Origin of the sequence: Cellulomonas humilata (assembly GCF_013359775.1) — a bacterium.
Lineage (GTDB): Bacteria > Actinomycetota > Actinomycetes > Actinomycetales > Cellulomonadaceae > Cellulomonas > Cellulomonas humilata.
Window position 1 is genome coordinate 230,408 of record NZ_JABMCI010000067.1, and the last position, 15,898, is coordinate 246,305.

The following is a 15,898-nucleotide window of genomic DNA, read 5'->3' on the forward strand; positions in this document are numbered from 1 at the left end:
TCAGCGGATGCCCTCCCAGAGCGCCCGCTCCCAGGCCCGGGGGTCGTCGACGACCTCGGAGGTGGTGCCGAATCGCATCGTGGCCCTGCGGTGGTGGTCGTACGGGGGCCAGCCGGGGTCACCGGTTCTGGCGAAGGCGATCCAGGTGGCGTGCATCCGATGTGCGAGGTCCTGCGGCGGGTGGGCGCCGAGCATCGGGCCGAACAGCGGCGCGTCGGGAGTCGCTGTGTCGAAGACGAAGGGCACCTCGACGGCATGGACCGCGCCGAGCCCGGGGGCGGGCCAGGCGAACTCGTACATGTAGGTGCGGCCGGTCGCGGGCGTGCGCGTGCGGGCCTCGGCGAGGCGGAGGGCCGGCACCCGCATCCACCAGTCGGTCTGGACGTTCGCGAGCAGGTCGCCGGGGGAGGCCCGCGGATACCTGTCCCGGTAGGCGGCGAGCGCGGTCGACGGATCGAGGCCGTAGGCCGCCAGCGCCTGGTAGCCGTGACCGTGGACGGGGCCGGTCAGGATCTCGTCGGTGATCCGGCCGAGGGCGCCGCTGACCAGGAGCCAGAGTCTCCAGTCGTCGGTGTTCGTGCCGACGATGACGTCGACCTCGCCGCCGGCGCCGGCCGAGATCTGGTCGATCGGGACGCCAGGCAGGACCTGGCCGTCGACGACCGGTTGCCACGGCATCGTGCTGGTCACCACGGCCTGGCCCCAGCGCTCCGGATCCGGGGCGGTGAGCAGCTCGGTCTTCAGCTGTGCCTGGGCCGCGAGCAGGCGCTCCACACCGACCGCCGCGATCGCCTGGCGGGTCGGCGGCACGCCGAGGATGTCGGCCAGGTAGCCGGCGATGCGTCGGGCCTCGTCGGCCGGGGTCACCTGGTGTGCCGCGCCGCTCTGCAGGATGGCCCGTCGGAACAGGCCCTTGGCGTGAGGCATCGCGAGCAGGGTGCCGATGCTCATCGCGCCCGCGGACTCGCCGAAGACGGTGACGTTGCCGGGGTCTCCGCCGAACGCGTCGATGTTCTCCTGCACCCACTCCAGGGCGGCGACCTGGTCGAGCAGGCCGATGTTCGCGATGCCGTCGCCTAGGTAGAGGAAGCCCTCGGCGCCGGGGCGCCAGTTGATGACGACGCAGACGACGCCGTCGCGGGCGAAGTGCGCACCGTCGTAGGCCGAGGTCGAGCTGAGCTCGAACATGCCGCCCTGGATCCACACCATCACGGGCAGGCCGGTCGCCGTGGGATCGGGCGTCCACAGGTTGAGGTTCAGGCAGTCCTGCGACGGTGTGGCGCGCTCGACGGCGGCGAAGGCTCCAGAGACGTCATGCCAGTCCTCAGTCGGTCCGCCGGTGGTCGGCGGAGCGACCTGCGGGGGCTCCGGGCCCGGGGCGGTGGCGTCGCGCACGCCGCCCCAGGGCTCGACGCTCTGCGGGGGTCGAAGCCGGTTCGCACCGAAGGGCGGTGCGGCGTACGGGACTCCCAGGAACGCGTACACGCCATCGGCGACGCTGCCACGCAGGACGCCCTGAACGGTCTTGACCGTTGCACCCATGTCGTCCAGGTTTCGTCGGCCCGGGCCCCGCCCGGTAGGGGCGGAAGTCCCGGGGGAGCCCGTTAGCCTCGGTGGCGTGGAAGCGGCTGCGGGACATGACGAGACCGACGTGCTCGCCGACCTCCGCCGCTACCCCGATCTCGAGGCGCCGAACCTGCACGCGGTCGACGCGAGCGACCGGCTGATCCTCGACGAGGCCGCGCCCACGCTGTCGAGAGCGGGGGACGGCGTCGTGGTGATCGGCGATCACCACGGCGCGCTGACGCTCGGTGCGATCGCGCGGCACGGGCTCTCCGGGGTCCGCACGCATCAGGACCGCCTGCTCGGCGAGCGGGCGCTCCAGGTAAACGCGGGGCGGCTCGGATTGAGCGGGTTCACCCAGCTCGGCCTGACGCCGGAGCTCGTCCACCAAGCGAGGGTGGTTCTGCTCCAGCTCCCGCGGTCGCTCGATGCGCTCGACGAGATTGCGAGCCTGATCGCCGAGCACGCGGACCCCGACGTGGCGGTCATCGCCGGTGGCCGGGTCAAGCACATGACGATCGCGATGAACGACGTCCTCGGGCGCCACTTCACCGACGTGCAGGCGCGCCTGGCCCGGCAGAAGTCTCGCGTGCTGGTGGCGTCACGACCGCGACCGGCCGGCCAGCGCTGGCCCAAGACAGAGGAGCACCGCGACCTCCGGATCACGGTGTGCGCCCACGGCGGCGCGTTCGCCGGGACGGGGATCGACATCGGCACGCGCGCGCTGCTGCAGCACCTCGACGCGATGCCGCGGGACGTCGCACAGGCCGTCGACCTCGGCTGCGGCACGGGGGTGCTGGCCGCTCTGCTGGCACGGGCGAACGAGGGGCTGACCGTCACGGCGACCGACGAGTCCGCCGCCGCGGTGGCCTCCGCCCGCGCCACGGTCGCGGCGAACGGTCTGGAGGGTCGAGTCGTCGTCGTGCGCGCGGACGGTGCGGAGACGATCCCCGACGCGAGCGTCGACCTTGTCGTGCTCAACCCGCCGTTCCACGTCGGCGCGGCGGTCCACGACGGGGTGGCCCGGACGCTCTTCGCCGAAGCCGCGCGCGTGCTCACGAACGGCGGGGAGCTGTGGGCTGTGTGGAACTCGCACCTGCGCTATCGGCCGACGCTGGAGCGTGTCGTCGGCCCGACCCGCCAGGTCAGCCGAGACCCGAAGTTCACGGTCACGGTCTCCACTCGCGCGGCTCAGCGACCGATCTGATCCCTCGGTTCGCCATCGACGGCATCGTCGATGAGCGACGTCAGGACCTCCGCGACGAGCGAGTCCGCCATCGCCTCGATGCGGGGGAGCTGCGACTTCTGCATCTTGCGGGGCTGGTGCTGGAGGATCCGGAGGGCCCGCTCGACCTGATCGGCCCGCTGCTTCCAGCCCATGGCTTGGACCGAGGCCACCGACTCGGCAGCGCTGGTCTCCGAACGCAGGACGATCTCGGCCTGCTCCCGCACCGACTCCATCGCACGCGCGATCTTGGCCTCCGGAGTTCGGGCGCGCTGGACGTCGGCGAACTTCTTGCCCAGGTTCTCGAGGCGCTTCTGGATCTCGGGGTTGTTGGCGACGATCACGCTGACCTGTGCCGCGACCTTCTTCGCCAACGGCCACGCGACCGCCAGGGCGACACCAGTGGATTTCTTCTTCGCCATTGCACCGACCCTGCCCCCGCGACCCTCCATCGGCAACTGGTCGCAACCGGACGTACTCTCGACCGGATGATGCGTCCCACTGCCGCAACTGTCGGCGAGCTCCGCGCTTCCGGGCAGGTCCACACGTCGGTGCGCGAGGAAGTCCGCACCAACCTCCTCGCCGCCCTCAGAGAGGGACGCGACCCCTGGCCGGGCATCCACGGCTTCGACGACACCGTGATTCCGCAGCTGGAACGCGCCCTCATCGCCGGCCACGACATCGTCCTGCTCGGCGAGCGCGGCCAGGGCAAGACGCGGATCCTGCGCACCCTCCAGGGTCTGCTCGACGAGTGGTCCCCGGTGATCGAGGGGTCGGAGATCGGCGAGCACCCGTTCGAACCGATCACGGCGGCGAGCAAGCGACGCGCGGCCGAGCAGGGCGACGACCTCCCGGTCACCTGGCGCCACCGCGACGAGCGGTACGTCGAGAAGCTCGCGACGCCGGACACGAGCGTCGCGGACCTCATCGGCGACGTGGACCCGATGAAGGTCGCCGAGGGGCGCGCCCTGGGTGACCCGGAGACGATCCACTTCGGCCTGGTCCCACGGGGGCACCGCGGCATCGTCGCCATCAACGAGCTTCCGGACCTCGCCGAGCGCATCCAGGTCGCGATGCTCAACGTGATGGAGGAGCGCGACATCCAGATCCGCGGCTACGTGCTGCGCCTGCCGCTCGACGTGCTCGTGGTGGCGACGGCCAACCCGGAGGACTACACCAACCGTGGGCGGATCATCACGCCGCTGAAGGACCGGTTCGGCGCGGAGATCCGGACGCACTATCCGACCGAGCTTGCCGACGAGGTCGCGGTGATCCGACAGGAGGCCCTGCTCCACGCGGAGGTGCCGGATCACCTGATCGAGATCCTGGCGCGCTTCACCAAGGCGCTGCGCGCGTCGAGCGCGGTGGACCAGCGCAGCGGGGTGAGCGCGCGGTTCGCCATCGCGGGCGCGGAGACCGTCGCCGCCTCAGCCCTGCACCGGGCCGCACGGCAGGGCGAGGAGCGTGCGGTCGCCCGGCCCGTCGACCTGGAGACCGCGGTCGACGTGCTTGCGGGAAAGATCGAGTTCGAGTCAGGGGAGGAGGGTCGCGAGAACGAGATCCTCGACCACCTGCTGCGCACCGCGACGGCGGAGACCGTCCGCGCGCACCTCCGCGGCATCGACTTCAGCCTGCTGGTGGACGCGATCCAAGGCGGGGCCATGGTGACCACCGGCGAGCAGGTCACGGCCCGCGACGTCCTGACCGGTCTGCCCGCGCTCGGGGAGTCCGAGCTCTACGACGAGATCTGCGAGCGGCTCCACGCCACGACCGACGGCGAGCGGGCGGCCGCGATCGAGCTGGCGCTGGAGGGTCTGTACCTGTCCCGCCGGATCAGCAAGGAGTCCGGAGGCGGCGAGACGATCTATGGCTAGGCCCAACCGCCGACTCGCGAGGTACACGACCTACACGGACGGGCCGGACCCGCTCGCGCCGCCGGTCGACCTGGCCGAGGCGCTGGACGCGATCGGCGCGGACGTCATGGCGGGCTCCTCGCCCGAGCGCGCGATGCGGGAGTTCCTGCGCCGCGGCGGTCAGGATCGGGCCGGACTGGACGAGCTGGCTCGGCGGGTCGCCGAGCGGCGCAGGGCGCTGACGCGCGAGAACAACCTCGACGGCACGTTGCAGCAGGTCAAGGAGCTGCTCGACCGGGCGGTGCTGGCCGAGCGCAAGCAGCTGGCGCGCGACGTCGACATGGACGAGGGCGACCGTGCCCTGGCGCAGCTCCAGCTCGACAACCTCCCGTCGTCGCCCGCAGCCGCCGTCAACGAGCTCAACGGGTACGACTGGCGCAGCAGGGAGGCGCGGGCGGAGTTCGACAAGATCAAGGACCTGCTCGGCCGGGAGGTCCTCGACCAGCGGTTCGCGGGCATGAAGCAGGCGCTGGAGAACGCGACCGACGACGACCGGGCCGCGCTGAACGAGATGCTCGCGGACCTCAACGGGCTCCTCGACGCGCGGAAGCAGGGCACGGACACCCAGGAGCAGTTCGACGACTTCATGGCGAAGCACGGCGAGTACTTCCCGGAGGATCCCCAGAACCTCGATGAGCTCCTCGACGCCCTCGCGCAGAGAGCCGCCGCCGCACAGCGGACGCGGAACTCCATGACGCAGGAGCAGCGCGACGAGCTCGACGCGCTCGCGCAGCAGGCCTTCGGCTCGTCGGACCTCATGGACGCGCTGGGGCAGCTCGACGACAACCTCAGAGCCCTGCGACCCGGCGAGGACTGGGGCGGCTCGGAGCGGATGGACGGCCAGAACGGGCTCGGGCTCGGCGACGGCACCGGCGTGTTCCAGGACCTCGCCGACCTCGACGCGCTCGCGGACCAGCTCGCGCAGTCCTACGAGGGCTCGCAGCTGGACGACCTGGACCTCGAGAAGCTGTCCCGCCAGCTCGGGTCCGACGCGGTGGTCGACGCCCGCACCCTCCAGCGGCTGGAGAAGGCGCTGCGCGACTCCGGCACGATGCGGCGCGGCTCGGACGGGCAGCTCCTGCTGACGCCGAAGGCCATGCGCCAGCTGGGCAAGGCGGTCCTCAAGGCGGTCGCCGACTCGGTGTCCGGTCGCCAGGGCGGCCACGACGTCCGCCGCTCCGGTGCCGCCGGCGAGCCGTCGGGATCCACCCGCCAGTGGGCGTTCGGAGACACGGAGCCGTGGGACGTGAGCCGGACCATCACCAACGCGCTGGCCCGCGGGTCGCGGACGATCCAGGTGGACGACGTCGAGATCCAGGAGACCGAGGCGCGCACCCAGGCGTGCGTGGCGCTGCTCGTCGACACCTCGTTCTCGATGGCCATGGAAGGGCGCTGGGTGCCGATGAAGCGCACCGCGCTGGCGCTGCACACCCTGGTCACCACCCGGTTCCGCGGGGACAACCTGCAGCTGATCGGCTTCGGACGCAGTGCGTCGGTCATGCAGATCGAGGAGCTCGTCGGGCTCGACGAGAAGTGGGAGAAGGGCACCAACCTGCACCACGCCCTGCTGCTGGCCAACCGGCACTTCCGCAAGCACCCGAACGCCCAGCCCGTGCTCCTGGTCGTCACCGACGGCGAGCCGACGTCCCACCTGCAACCCGACGGCGAGGTCTTCTTCGACTACCCGCCGAACCCGGTCACGATCGCCCTGGCGGTGCGCGAGCTCGACGGCTCGATGCGCCTGGGTGCGCGCACGACGTTCTTCCGCCTCGGCGACGACCCGGGCCTCGCGCGGTTCGTCGACGCGATGGCCAAGCGGGCGGGCGGCACCGTCGTCACGCCCGAGACCGACGACCTGGGCGCCGCGGTGATCGACTCGTACCTGAGCTCGCGCCGCAACGGCGCCTTCGGCGGCTGGGGTCGCGACGACGAGTGGTGACGGCCGCTCGGAGCCTCAGTGCTCGCCCTTGATCACGAAGAAGGAGCCACGGATCGTGCCGGCCCTGGCGCCGATTCTCGAGTAGCCGGGCGGGTTCACCGATATCGTTATCGATCTTGCCCGCCGTGGAGGAGATGACGATGTCGTCCGACCAGCTCACGTTCGACAACCCCGTCGAGAGGCACTCGCACATCAAGCCGCACGCCTCGTGGCAGCCGGTGCCGGGCCTCGACGCGGAGCTCGACCCCAAGGCCGATCACGGCGAGACCAGCTACCGCGGCACCGGACGTCTGCCGGGCCGGAAGGCGCTCATCACCGGCGGTGACTCGGGCATCGGCGCGGCGGTGGCCATCGCGTTCGCGCGCGAGGGGGCGGACGTGGCCCTGAGCTACCTGCCCGAGGAGCAGGTGGATGCGGAGGCCATCGCGGAGCACGTGCGTGCGGCCGGGCGGACGGCGGTCCTGCTTCCCGGTGACATCCGGGACCGCGCGTTCTGCCGCTCGCTGGTTGCCGACGCGGTCGAGGGTCTCGGTGGGCTCGACATCCTGGTGAACAACGCGGCGCACCAGGTGTACCACCAGACGTTCGACGAGCTGGACGAGGCCGACCTGGACCGCACCATCCAGACGAACCTGTACGCGATGTTCTGGATCACCCGCGACGCTCTGCCGCACCTCGGCCCGGGCTCGACCATCATCAACAGCACCTCGATCCAGGGGTACAACCCCTCGCCGATGATCATCAACTACGCGTCCACCAAGTTCGCGATCATCGGCTTCACCAAGGCGCTGGCCGCCGACCTGGCGCCCCGCGGCATCCGGGTGAACGCCGTCGCACCCGGGCCGGTATGGACGCCGCTGCAGGTGTCGGACGGGCAGCCCACGGAGAAGCTGAACGGCTTCGGGGACTCATGCTGGCTCGGCCGGACGAGCCAGCCCGTCGAGCAGGCGCCGGCGTACGTGTTCCTCGCGTCGCCGGAGTCCAGCTTCGTGGTCGGCGAGGTCATCAACGTCAACGGCGGGGCGAACGTGCCCTGACGGGGCTCAGAAGAACGGCCACGGGAACGCCGGCATCTGGCCGCGCGGGCCGGGGAACGTGGCCCTCCCGAGCAACCGGTCGCACCGGGTGGCGAGGGCCGCCAGCTCGTCGTCGCTGAGGAGCTCGGTCAGGCGCTGACCGAGGTAGCCGTCGAGCGCCGTGCGCACGCGCTCGACCCCCGCGATCTCATCGGGGTCGAGGCCGTCGCCCTGCCAGCCCCACAGGACCGTCCGCAGCTTGTGCTCGACGTGGAAGCTCACGCCGTGGTCGACGCCGTAGCGGTGGCCCTGCTGCGTCGGCAGGATGTGGCCGCCCTTGCGGTCGGCGTTGTTCACGACGACGTCGAAGACGGCCATCCGACGCAGCGCGGGGGAGTCCTCGTGGATCAGGGTGAGCGGCTGGTCGTCGTCGTCGATGCCCTCGAAGACTGCGCGCCAGCCCTCCGGCGGCACGGCGTGCGCGGGGACGACGTCGACCGGGTCCTGCTCGGGGTCCGGCTCCTGCCAGAGCTGCACCATGCCCGGCCCCAGCGGCCCGTCGCGCAGACAGGTGACCGGCACGACGTCCCAGCCGAACGCCTCCGAGACCAGGTAGGCCGCCAGCTCGCGGTCGGCCAGCGTCCCGTCCGGGAAGTCCCACAGAGGCTTCTCCCCGGCGACGGGCTTGTAGACGACGCGGGCGTCGCCGATCGTCGCGAGGAAGGTCGCGTTCGACGCGACCGTGATGCGACCGACGAGCTCGAGCTCACCCCCAGGGAGGTCGGTCAGCACACGTGGCCGTCGTCGATCGGCGCGCCGCAGAGCGGGCACAGCGGCCTGCCCGACCGGACGACCTGCCGGGTGCGCTCGACGAACGCCCGCGCAGTCCCGACCGGCATCCGGACCAGGAGCATCTCGCTCGCGTCCTCCGGCTCGGGGGTCTCCTCCTCGGTGTCCTCCAGGGGGAACGCCTCGACGATCACCTGCGCGGTCGACGGGTCCCAGCCCAGACGCAGCAGCCCCGTGCGGAACTGCTCCTCCACGGGCTGGTCCAGGGGCTCGTTGTCGACGAGCTCGGCGGGCGTGGCGGCGGGGACGCTGAACCGGTTCCCCTCGTCGGCCATGAGCGCGCCCAGGATCTCGTCGATCTTCTCGGCGAGGACCGCGGACTGCTCCTTCTCGAGCCCCACGCTGGTGCTCCGGGCGCCGTCGCGCACCTGGAGGTAGAAGCTGCGCGAACCTGGGCTTCCGACGGTGCCGACGATGACACGGTCGGGCCAGTCGAACTGGTGGACAAGAGCCGGCATGCCGCCCATGTTAAGAGTGCGGAGGCGATTCCGGCCCGGCGCCGCCGCCGACCTGCGCCTCGCCGACCGGCCCGGCGGCCCGCAGCCACGAGAGGTCGCCGGAGTCTGTGTTGGTGGCGACCACCTCCGGGCGGGTCGACCCGTACCGGATGATCGAGACGGATCCGGGGTTGACCGTGATGCGCTGGAACAGGTCGAGACCCATGCCCAGCGCGTCCGCCAGGACGGACTTGATGATGTCGCCGTGCGTGACCGCCACCCACACCGCGCCGCCGCCGTGCTCCGCCTCCAGCGCAGCGTCGCGGGTGCGGATCGCCGCCACCGACCGTGCCTGCATGGCGGCCAGCGACTCGCCGCCCGGGAACACCGCCGCGGACGGCTGGGTCTGCACCACCGACCACAGCGGCTCGCGCGCGAGGTCCTTGAGCGGTCGCCCCTGCCACTGCCCGTAGTCGCACTCGACGATGCCCGGGTCGGTGTCCAGCCGCAGCGCGTGGGGCTCCGCGATGGTCCGCGCCGTCTGCCGGCACCGCGCGAGCGGGCTCGAGACCACGGCGACGAGGGGTACCACGGCGATCCGCTCCGACGCGCGCTCGGCCTGGCTGCGCCCGACCGCGTCGAGATCAACCCCGGGGGCCCGCCCGGTCAGGATCCCGGCGACGTTCGCGGTGCTGCGGCCGTGCCGGACGAGGATGACGGTGGGCATGCCCTGGAGCCTAGGCAGAAACCTACCGGTCCTCCTCCGAGGGCCTCCCGGCCGGTCCGGGTTCGGGCGTCGCTGCGTGCAGCGGTGTCTCGTCGCCCGGCCACTCGAGAACCGGCGGGTACGGGACGTCCTCGCCGTGGCTGGGCACCAGCTCCTCGACCTCGCGACGATGCTGCTCGATCGCCTTCGCGACCTCGTCGACGAGCCCGCGGAACGCGTCGAGGCTCACGCGCCCGCGGTCGTCGGCGCCCAGGCGCTCACGCGTCCGCTCGTCCAGCGCGTCCTCGGCCACGATCACCGCCTCGCCGTCCTCGACCGGGAAGACGCTCGCCTCGACCGGCGCGTACGTGTCGTCGGGGAGGTCCGGACCCACGTCGCGGGCCAGCAGCAGGAGCATCGGGACCTCCGGATCCATCGGCACCACCCAGGACTCCTCGCCCTTGTCCGTCCGGTCGGGCGCGGACAGCACCCGGACGACGAGGCGGCGCGGGGGGCGGCCGAGCAGGACGTCGTCGACGTCGACGTCGAACAGAGCGAAGGACCGGGGCTCGTCGAACCCGTCCGCGGCGCGCACCTCCCGCAGGTCGCGGACGCGGCCGAGCACCACGAGGTGCGCGCCGACGATGCGCTCGACGAGCGTCGGCGCCTGCCCCAGGCGTGTGGTCATGCGCGTCTCCCTCGCGATCGGGCGGCTACTCGTGGGCGTACCAGAGCACGGTCTCGCCGAGCTCGGGGGAGCTCGCCAGGGCGGGCGCGACGTGGCTGGCGTGGGCGAGCAGCCACACCCGGCCGCTCCACGCCGGGGCGCCCGGGGGGAGCACCGCGACGCCGAGCGTCGTGTTGAAGTTCTGCTCGCGCCACGCGAGGACGAACGTGTCCCGGGCACGGTCGTACGCCAGCGCCGGCTGGATGCGGGTCCGCTCGCCCGTGAACACCGGAGCCGAGGCCTGGAGCTGCTGCCCGACGACCGCAGCCGGGACGGTGACGATCTCATTGAGGTTGGCGGTGCCGGCCGTGTTGGCGAACGCCAGGGCGACCATCAGGCGGTTGGTGTCGGAGGCGGCGACCGAGACGCCGGAGAGGGCCTTGAGGGTCGGGTGCAGCACGGTCGGCGCGCTCCAGGTGGCACCGTCGTCGAACGAGGTGCTCGCGCGCACCTGCCCCGTGGCGGCGTCGTTGCTGCGGTTGAAGTCCGCCCAGACGAGCACCCAGCACGACTGACCGGCGACGCGGGTCCACGCGAGGCCCGGGGTTCCTGCGGTGCGCGCCCCCGCCAGACCGGCCGCGAACCAGGAGCGCCCGTGGTTCCTCGACACGGACAGGCGCAGGGCGCCCGAGTCGTCGTTCGTCACCCGCGCCCAGAGGACCGTCCCGCGGTCGTCGGACGCGTAGGCGGGCCCGTGCACCGTCCGCTCGCCGCCGAAGTAGTACCAGAGGCGGGTCAGGAACTTCTCGCCGTCGTTGCGCAGCCAGGTGGGGATCCGGTTGGAGTGCGTCCAGCCGAGCACGTACAGGCCCGAGCCGCGGAAGGCCGCGACGCCGGGGCTCTGGTTGGTGCGCGTGTGCCAGTGCGGATGGGAGGTCAGCTCGTTCGGGACGGGAACCCAGGTCGCCGCACCGTCGGACGACCGCAGCTGCCGCAGACGGTTCTGCTGGTAGTCGGGATACAGCGCCTTCAGCGGCGCGACGTCCCCCTCGAACGGCCCGTACCGGTACGGGTAGCCGTAGAAGGGGAACATCGCGTCGTTGCCGGACGCGCTGTGGTCCAGACCCAGCGCGTGCCCGAGCTCGTGGAGCGCGACGGCCTGCATGTCGATCTGCCCCGGCATCGCGTTCCACGGCACGAAGTTCCACAGTGAGCCGTTCACACCCGACCGGCGATGGAACTCGATGAAGATCGAGTTCCACCCACCGAGGGTCGTCGCGATGTTCGGTGCACCCCCGCCGTGCCACGGGGTCATGAGGATCAGCAGGTCGCCCTGGTTCGTGGGCGGAAGCTGGGTGGTGTACCCGAAGAACTGGGGCCGCACGTCGACGCCCGCCACATTCATCCACCGGGTGTACGCGTTGATGACCGCGTCGGTGAAGGGGCCCTGCCACGCCGCGTTGATGCCCTGCGCGACGAAGGTGTCCCAGTTGATGAGGACGCGTGGGCGGCTGCCCACCGGATACCACGCAGGCACGGTTTCCCCCCGATCTCGCGCCGAGCAGGTCCTCTGTCGATCCTGGACCTGCCCTCAACCGGCGTCAACCAAGGCGACGACGGGCGCAGACGAGCGACTAGGATTTTCTGGCAACAATGAGCATCGCGATCGTGAGGGGATGAGAGCGGTGGCACGGTTGGATCATTTCTGGGTCATTCACACGACATCGTCGACACCCGACGCCGACACCGACGACGGCGTCAGCATCGGGCTGTTGTTCACGCAGCCCAACCCGCAGTTCGAGATCTGGATGGACTTTCCTGACCTGCCGCACGACGAACGGGAGCGGGGGAGGACCGACCAGTACAGGTTCAACATCGTCGAGAGCGAGACGAACATCTCGATGGACCTGTTGGGACCGCGCAACTTCGCCCTCCGGACCAAGGGCAGGGACGCGTGGCTGCCGGAGTCGATCTGGGTGATCGGCCAGGACGTCGACGGGAACCGTCGCCTGCTCGTCGGGTTGCCCCGATGGCCCGCCACCATGTGGTTCAGCACGGACCTGGCGGAGGGCCGGCCGCAGCGAGTCCTTGCCGACGGCGCGGCCTGAGCGGGTCGACGCAGACCTGTCGCTGGGGTGCCCTGGCGCACCAGACTGGATCCCGAGGTGAAGGCTCCCATCGGAGAGGTCGCCATGTCGTACCGGGATCGCATCGCGGCCGTCGGCCCCAAGAAGCTGCTCGCGCTCGACGGCGGGGGGATCCGCGGGGTCCTGACCCTCGAGATCCTCGCCGCGATCGAGGACGTGATCCGCACGGAGACGGGCGCCGGGGACGACTTCGTCCTTGCCGACTACTTCGACTACGTCGCGGGCACCAGCACGGGCGCGATCATCGCCGCGGGCCTCGCGTGCGGGATGCGGGTGGACGAGCTGCGCGACCTGTACGCCCGCCACGGTGAGGAGATGTTCGACAAGGCCGCGCTGTTCCGGCGGTTGCAGTACAAGTACGACAGCCGACGACTGGAGCGGATGCTCCAGAGCACGTTCGGGCCGACGACGACCCTGGGCGACGACCGGCTGCGGACGCTGCTCATGATGGTGCTGCGCAACGCGACGACGGACTCGCCGTGGCCGTTGAGCAACAACCCGGGGGCCAGGTACAACCAGACCGACCACCCCGACAACAACCTCGGGCTCCCGCTGTGGCAGCTGGTGCGCGCGTCGACCGCCGCGCCGGTCTTCTTCCCTCCCGAGGTCGTCACGGTGGGGGAGCACGCCTTCGTGTTCGTCGACGGCGGCCTGACGATGTACAACAACCCGGCGTTCCAGCTCTTCCTGATGGCGACCCACGACGCGTACGGGCTCCGGTGGCCGACGGGGGAGGACGCGCTGCTCCTCGTGTCCGTCGGCACCGGGACGGCCCCGAAGGCCAACGACCAGCTGCGTCCGGGGGACATGAACCTGCTGTTCAACGCGGCCTCCGTGCCCGCCGCACTCATGGCCGCGGCCCTGCACGAGCAGGACCTGCTGTGCCGGGTGTTCGGCCGGTGCCGGCACGGCGCGGTCATCGACCGCGAGATCGGAGACCTGGTGACGGCGGACGGCGTCGGCGGACCGCGCTCGTTCACCTACCTCCGGTACAACGCGGACCTGACGCGTGAGGGCCTGGACCGGCTCGAGCTGCGGGACGTGGAACCCGAGAGCGTGCAGCGCCTCGACTCCGTGGCGCACATCCGCGACCTCCAGCGGGTGGGGATGCGGGCGGGTCGGGCCGTCGACCGTCGGCACTTCCAGGGTTTCCTGGAGGTGACCCGATAGGCCGCGTCAGCCCGGTCGCGGAGGAGTCAGCGCGGCGTCGACGGCAGCGGCCAGCTGGTCCGGGCTGTCGATCGAGTAGGTGGTGACCAGCGGGGACGCGGCGATGCGTGCCGTCCGCGCGTCGGTCGCACCACCCGAGGCGGCCGACGCGATCGCGTCGGCCGCGCGGCCGGAACCGGCCACGACCAGCACCCGGCGCCCTGCCCCGAGGCTCTCCTCGACGTCCCGGTAGGTCACCGTCCCGCCGTTGACCACCAGCGTGGCCGACGGCAGGGCACCGGCCACGAGGTCGGCGACAGCCGCGAGCCAGGGCGACTCGTCACCCCACGTCGCCCCCGGGACCAGGACGACGGCGCTGTGGTGCCGCTCCAGGCCGACGCCGTCCCGACCGGGGCCGACGGTCTGCGCGGCTGCCACCCCGAGGAGCGTGAAGCCCGCGTCGGCGGCGTGGCGCGCGCGCCCCAGGACGCTCATGAGGCCCGAGTCCGTCCCGCCGTCGACCACGACCGCACGGTGTCGCTCGAGGACCGCGACAAGGTTGTCGGCGACGAAGCGCTCCACCTTGGCCAGGTCGGCGGCGCTCATCCCGTCGGCGCCGCCCACGCACACCAGCACAGGGCGGCGGGCGGGGATGCCGAGGGCCGCGAGGGCGTCGGGCAGCTGGTCCGGTGCAGTGACCTCGGCGACGGGCGGGGTGCCGGCGGGCGTGACCGTCATCGGGGCCTCTCGACTCGGCGGTGTGGATGCGACCTCGCGGCCCAGCCAACCGCGTCGGAGCACCCCCCGCCAAGCCGCGCGACCTCTCCCCCCTCCCGTCCACCGGGGTCCACGCGCCAGACTGAAGGGTGGTCAGTCCTCTCTGCTTCGTGATCATGCCCTTCGGCACCAAGCCCGACCCCGCCCAGGGCGCCCCGATCGACTTCAACCGCGTCTACGACGCGGCGATCAGGCCGGGCGTCGTCGCCGCGGGGATGGAGCCGATCCGGGCGGACGAGGAAGAGCTGGGCGGGATCATCCACAAGGCCATGTTCGAGCGGCTCCTGCTGTGCGAGTTCGCCGTGGCGGACCTGACCACCAGCAACGCGAACGTGCTCTACGAGCTCGGCATCCGGCACGCCGCGCGTCCCCGGTCGACCCTCACGCTGTTCGCAGCCCACAAGCCGCTGCCCTTCGACGTCAACCTGTTGCGGACGGTCCGTTACGACCTCGGGGGGGACAACACGCTCTCCGACGAGGAGGCGTACGCCCTGCGGGACACGATCGCCGAGCAGCTGACCGCGCTGCGCGCCCGCGCCCGGACCGACCCCGGGGTCGACAGCCCGCTCTTCCAGATGATCGACGGCTGGCGGCCGCGCCTCCCCTCACCGGCCGCGTCCCAGCTCTTCCTGGCGCAGGCGAGGTCGACCGAGGAGCTGAACCGCAGGCTGCGCGACGTCCGTGCGGCCGCGATGGACGGGGCCGGCCGGGAGCACGCGGCACAGGAGCTCGCGCAGCTGCGCGCCGACGCGGGCGCGGCGGAGGGCGTCGACGTGTCGGTCCGCGTCGGCCTGATGCTCGCCTACCGCGCCCTGGAGGACTGGGCCGGCATGATCCAGGCCCACGGCGAGCTGCCGGAGGAGCTGGCGAGCCAGCCGGCCGTTCTCCAGCAGCTGGCGTTCGCCCACAACCGCCGCGCTGACGCCACCGGCTCCCTGGCCGACCGCGGGCGGGCGCTCGACATCCTCCGCGAGCTGGAGGTGACGCGGGGGCCGACCGCGGAGACCAGCGGCCTGATCGGTCGGATCTACAAGTCGCAGTGGAGACGCGCTGTCGACGAGGGCAAGTCCACCCTGGCGCAGGGCCTTCTGGAGCAGGCGATCGAGGCCTACGTCCGAGGGTTCGAGACGGACTGGCGGGACGTGTACCCCGGCGTCAACGCCGCGACCCTGCTGGACGTCGAGGGCAGCCCCGAGAGCACGGCGCGCAAGGATCGGATGCTCCCCGTCGTCCAGTTCGCGGCCGACCAGCGCATCCGGTCGCCACGGCCCGGGTACTGGGACTGGGCCACACAGCTGGAGCTCGCGGTGCTCGCCCGCGAGCAGGAGAAGGCCAGAGCGTACCTGTCCAAGGCCCTGGCGGCGGTCGAGGAGTCCTGGGAGCCGGAGTCGACGGCGAGCAACCTGCGCATGGTGGCGGGTGCGCGAGCCGCCCGCGGGGAGTCGACGGGGTGGGTGCAGTCGCTGGTCGACGAGCTGGACCCGGGAGGGTAGGCGTCGGGCGTGCGGGG

Annotated in this window: 15 protein-coding genes; 7 read left to right on the top strand and 8 right to left on the bottom strand. The window is 71.8% G+C overall.

Going from position 1 to position 15,898, the window contains the following annotated elements; translation table 11 throughout:
- Nucleotides 1–1,542: a carboxylesterase/lipase family protein gene (locus HP550_RS14595; protein ID WP_175348402.1), complete on the bottom strand. Its 1,542-nt coding sequence runs from the start codon at nucleotides 1,540–1,542 to the stop codon at nucleotides 1–3.
- Between the two features lie 76 nt (nucleotides 1,543–1,618).
- Between HP550_RS14595 and HP550_RS14600 the strand changes: the two genes are divergently transcribed.
- On the top strand, nucleotides 1,619–2,770 hold the full coding sequence (locus HP550_RS14600; protein ID WP_343048188.1) for a class I SAM-dependent methyltransferase: 1,152 nt from the start codon (nucleotides 1,619–1,621) through the stop codon (nucleotides 2,768–2,770).
- On the opposite strand, the gene HP550_RS14605 is transcribed toward HP550_RS14600, so the two are convergent.
- A complete protein-coding gene (locus HP550_RS14605; protein ID WP_175348404.1) occupies nucleotides 2,755–3,210 on the bottom strand; it encodes a hypothetical protein in 456 nt (151 codons plus the stop codon). The two genes, HP550_RS14600 and HP550_RS14605, sit on opposite strands and share 16 nt — an antisense overlap.
- A 66-nt stretch (nucleotides 3,211–3,276) precedes the next feature.
- Between HP550_RS14605 and HP550_RS14610 the strand changes: the two genes are divergently transcribed.
- The 3 genes from HP550_RS14610 (at nucleotide 3,277) to HP550_RS14620 (ending at nucleotide 7,677) form a co-directional block, all read left to right on the top strand.
- On the top strand, nucleotides 3,277–4,662 hold the full coding sequence (locus HP550_RS14610) for a MoxR family ATPase (protein ID WP_175348405.1): 1,386 nt from the start codon (nucleotides 3,277–3,279) through the stop codon (nucleotides 4,660–4,662).
- The gene (locus HP550_RS14615) at nucleotides 4,655–6,640 is read left to right on the top strand and encodes a vWA domain-containing protein (protein WP_175348406.1); all 1,986 of its coding nucleotides are present in this window, start codon (nucleotides 4,655–4,657) and stop codon (nucleotides 6,638–6,640) included. Before HP550_RS14610 ends, HP550_RS14615 begins: the two co-directional genes overlap by 8 nt.
- Nucleotides 6,641–6,780: 140 nt before the next feature.
- The gene (locus HP550_RS14620) at nucleotides 6,781–7,677 is read left to right on the top strand and encodes an SDR family oxidoreductase (RefSeq protein ID WP_175348407.1); all 897 of its coding nucleotides are present in this window, start codon (nucleotides 6,781–6,783) and stop codon (nucleotides 7,675–7,677) included.
- A gap of 6 nt (nucleotides 7,678–7,683) precedes the next feature.
- On the opposite strand, the gene HP550_RS14625 is transcribed toward HP550_RS14620, so the two are convergent.
- From HP550_RS14625 to HP550_RS14645, 5 genes are read right to left on the bottom strand one after another with little or no spacing between them, the layout of a single operon-like run.
- The gene (locus HP550_RS14625; RefSeq protein WP_175348408.1) at nucleotides 7,684–8,448 is read right to left on the bottom strand and encodes an SCO1664 family protein; all 765 of its coding nucleotides are present in this window, start codon (nucleotides 8,446–8,448) and stop codon (nucleotides 7,684–7,686) included.
- The gene (locus HP550_RS14630; protein WP_175348409.1) at nucleotides 8,442–8,963 is read right to left on the bottom strand and encodes a DUF3090 domain-containing protein; all 522 of its coding nucleotides are present in this window, start codon (nucleotides 8,961–8,963) and stop codon (nucleotides 8,442–8,444) included. The genes HP550_RS14625 and HP550_RS14630 overlap by 7 nt, the downstream gene beginning before the upstream one ends.
- A 10-nt stretch (nucleotides 8,964–8,973) precedes the next feature.
- Complete coding sequence (locus HP550_RS14635) at nucleotides 8,974–9,669, bottom strand: histidine phosphatase family protein (RefSeq protein WP_175348410.1); 696 nt, start codon at nucleotides 9,667–9,669, stop codon at nucleotides 8,974–8,976.
- Between the two features lie 22 nt (nucleotides 9,670–9,691).
- Nucleotides 9,692–10,336, bottom strand: coding sequence for a hypothetical protein (locus HP550_RS14640; RefSeq protein WP_175348411.1), 645 nt, complete (start codon nucleotides 10,334–10,336; stop codon nucleotides 9,692–9,694).
- A 25-nt stretch (nucleotides 10,337–10,361) separates the two neighbouring features.
- Nucleotides 10,362–11,852, bottom strand: coding sequence for a matrixin family metalloprotease (locus HP550_RS14645; RefSeq protein WP_175348412.1), 1,491 nt, complete (start codon nucleotides 11,850–11,852; stop codon nucleotides 10,362–10,364).
- Nucleotides 11,853–11,991: 139 nt separating this feature from the next.
- On the opposite strand from HP550_RS14645, the gene HP550_RS14650 reads away from it, so the two are divergent.
- The gene (locus tag HP550_RS14650; RefSeq protein ID WP_175348413.1) at nucleotides 11,992–12,423 is read left to right on the top strand and encodes a PLAT/LH2 domain-containing protein; all 432 of its coding nucleotides are present in this window, start codon (nucleotides 11,992–11,994) and stop codon (nucleotides 12,421–12,423) included.
- Between the two features lie 57 nt (nucleotides 12,424–12,480).
- A complete protein-coding gene (locus tag HP550_RS14655) occupies nucleotides 12,481–13,632 on the top strand; it encodes a patatin-like phospholipase family protein (protein WP_210768108.1) in 1,152 nt (383 codons plus the stop codon).
- A 6-nt stretch (nucleotides 13,633–13,638) separates the two neighbouring features.
- Here the strand turns inward: HP550_RS14655 and HP550_RS14660 are convergent, their stop codons facing one another.
- Nucleotides 13,639–14,349: a hypothetical protein gene (locus tag HP550_RS14660; RefSeq protein WP_175348414.1), complete on the bottom strand. Its 711-nt coding sequence runs from the start codon at nucleotides 14,347–14,349 to the stop codon at nucleotides 13,639–13,641.
- A 155-nt stretch (nucleotides 14,350–14,504) separates the two neighbouring features.
- On the opposite strand from HP550_RS14660, the gene HP550_RS14665 reads away from it, so the two are divergent.
- Nucleotides 14,505–15,881, top strand: coding sequence for a TRAFs-binding domain-containing protein (locus HP550_RS14665; RefSeq protein ID WP_175348476.1), 1,377 nt, complete (start codon nucleotides 14,505–14,507; stop codon nucleotides 15,879–15,881).
- The last annotated feature ends 17 nt before the right edge of the window (nucleotides 15,882–15,898 follow it).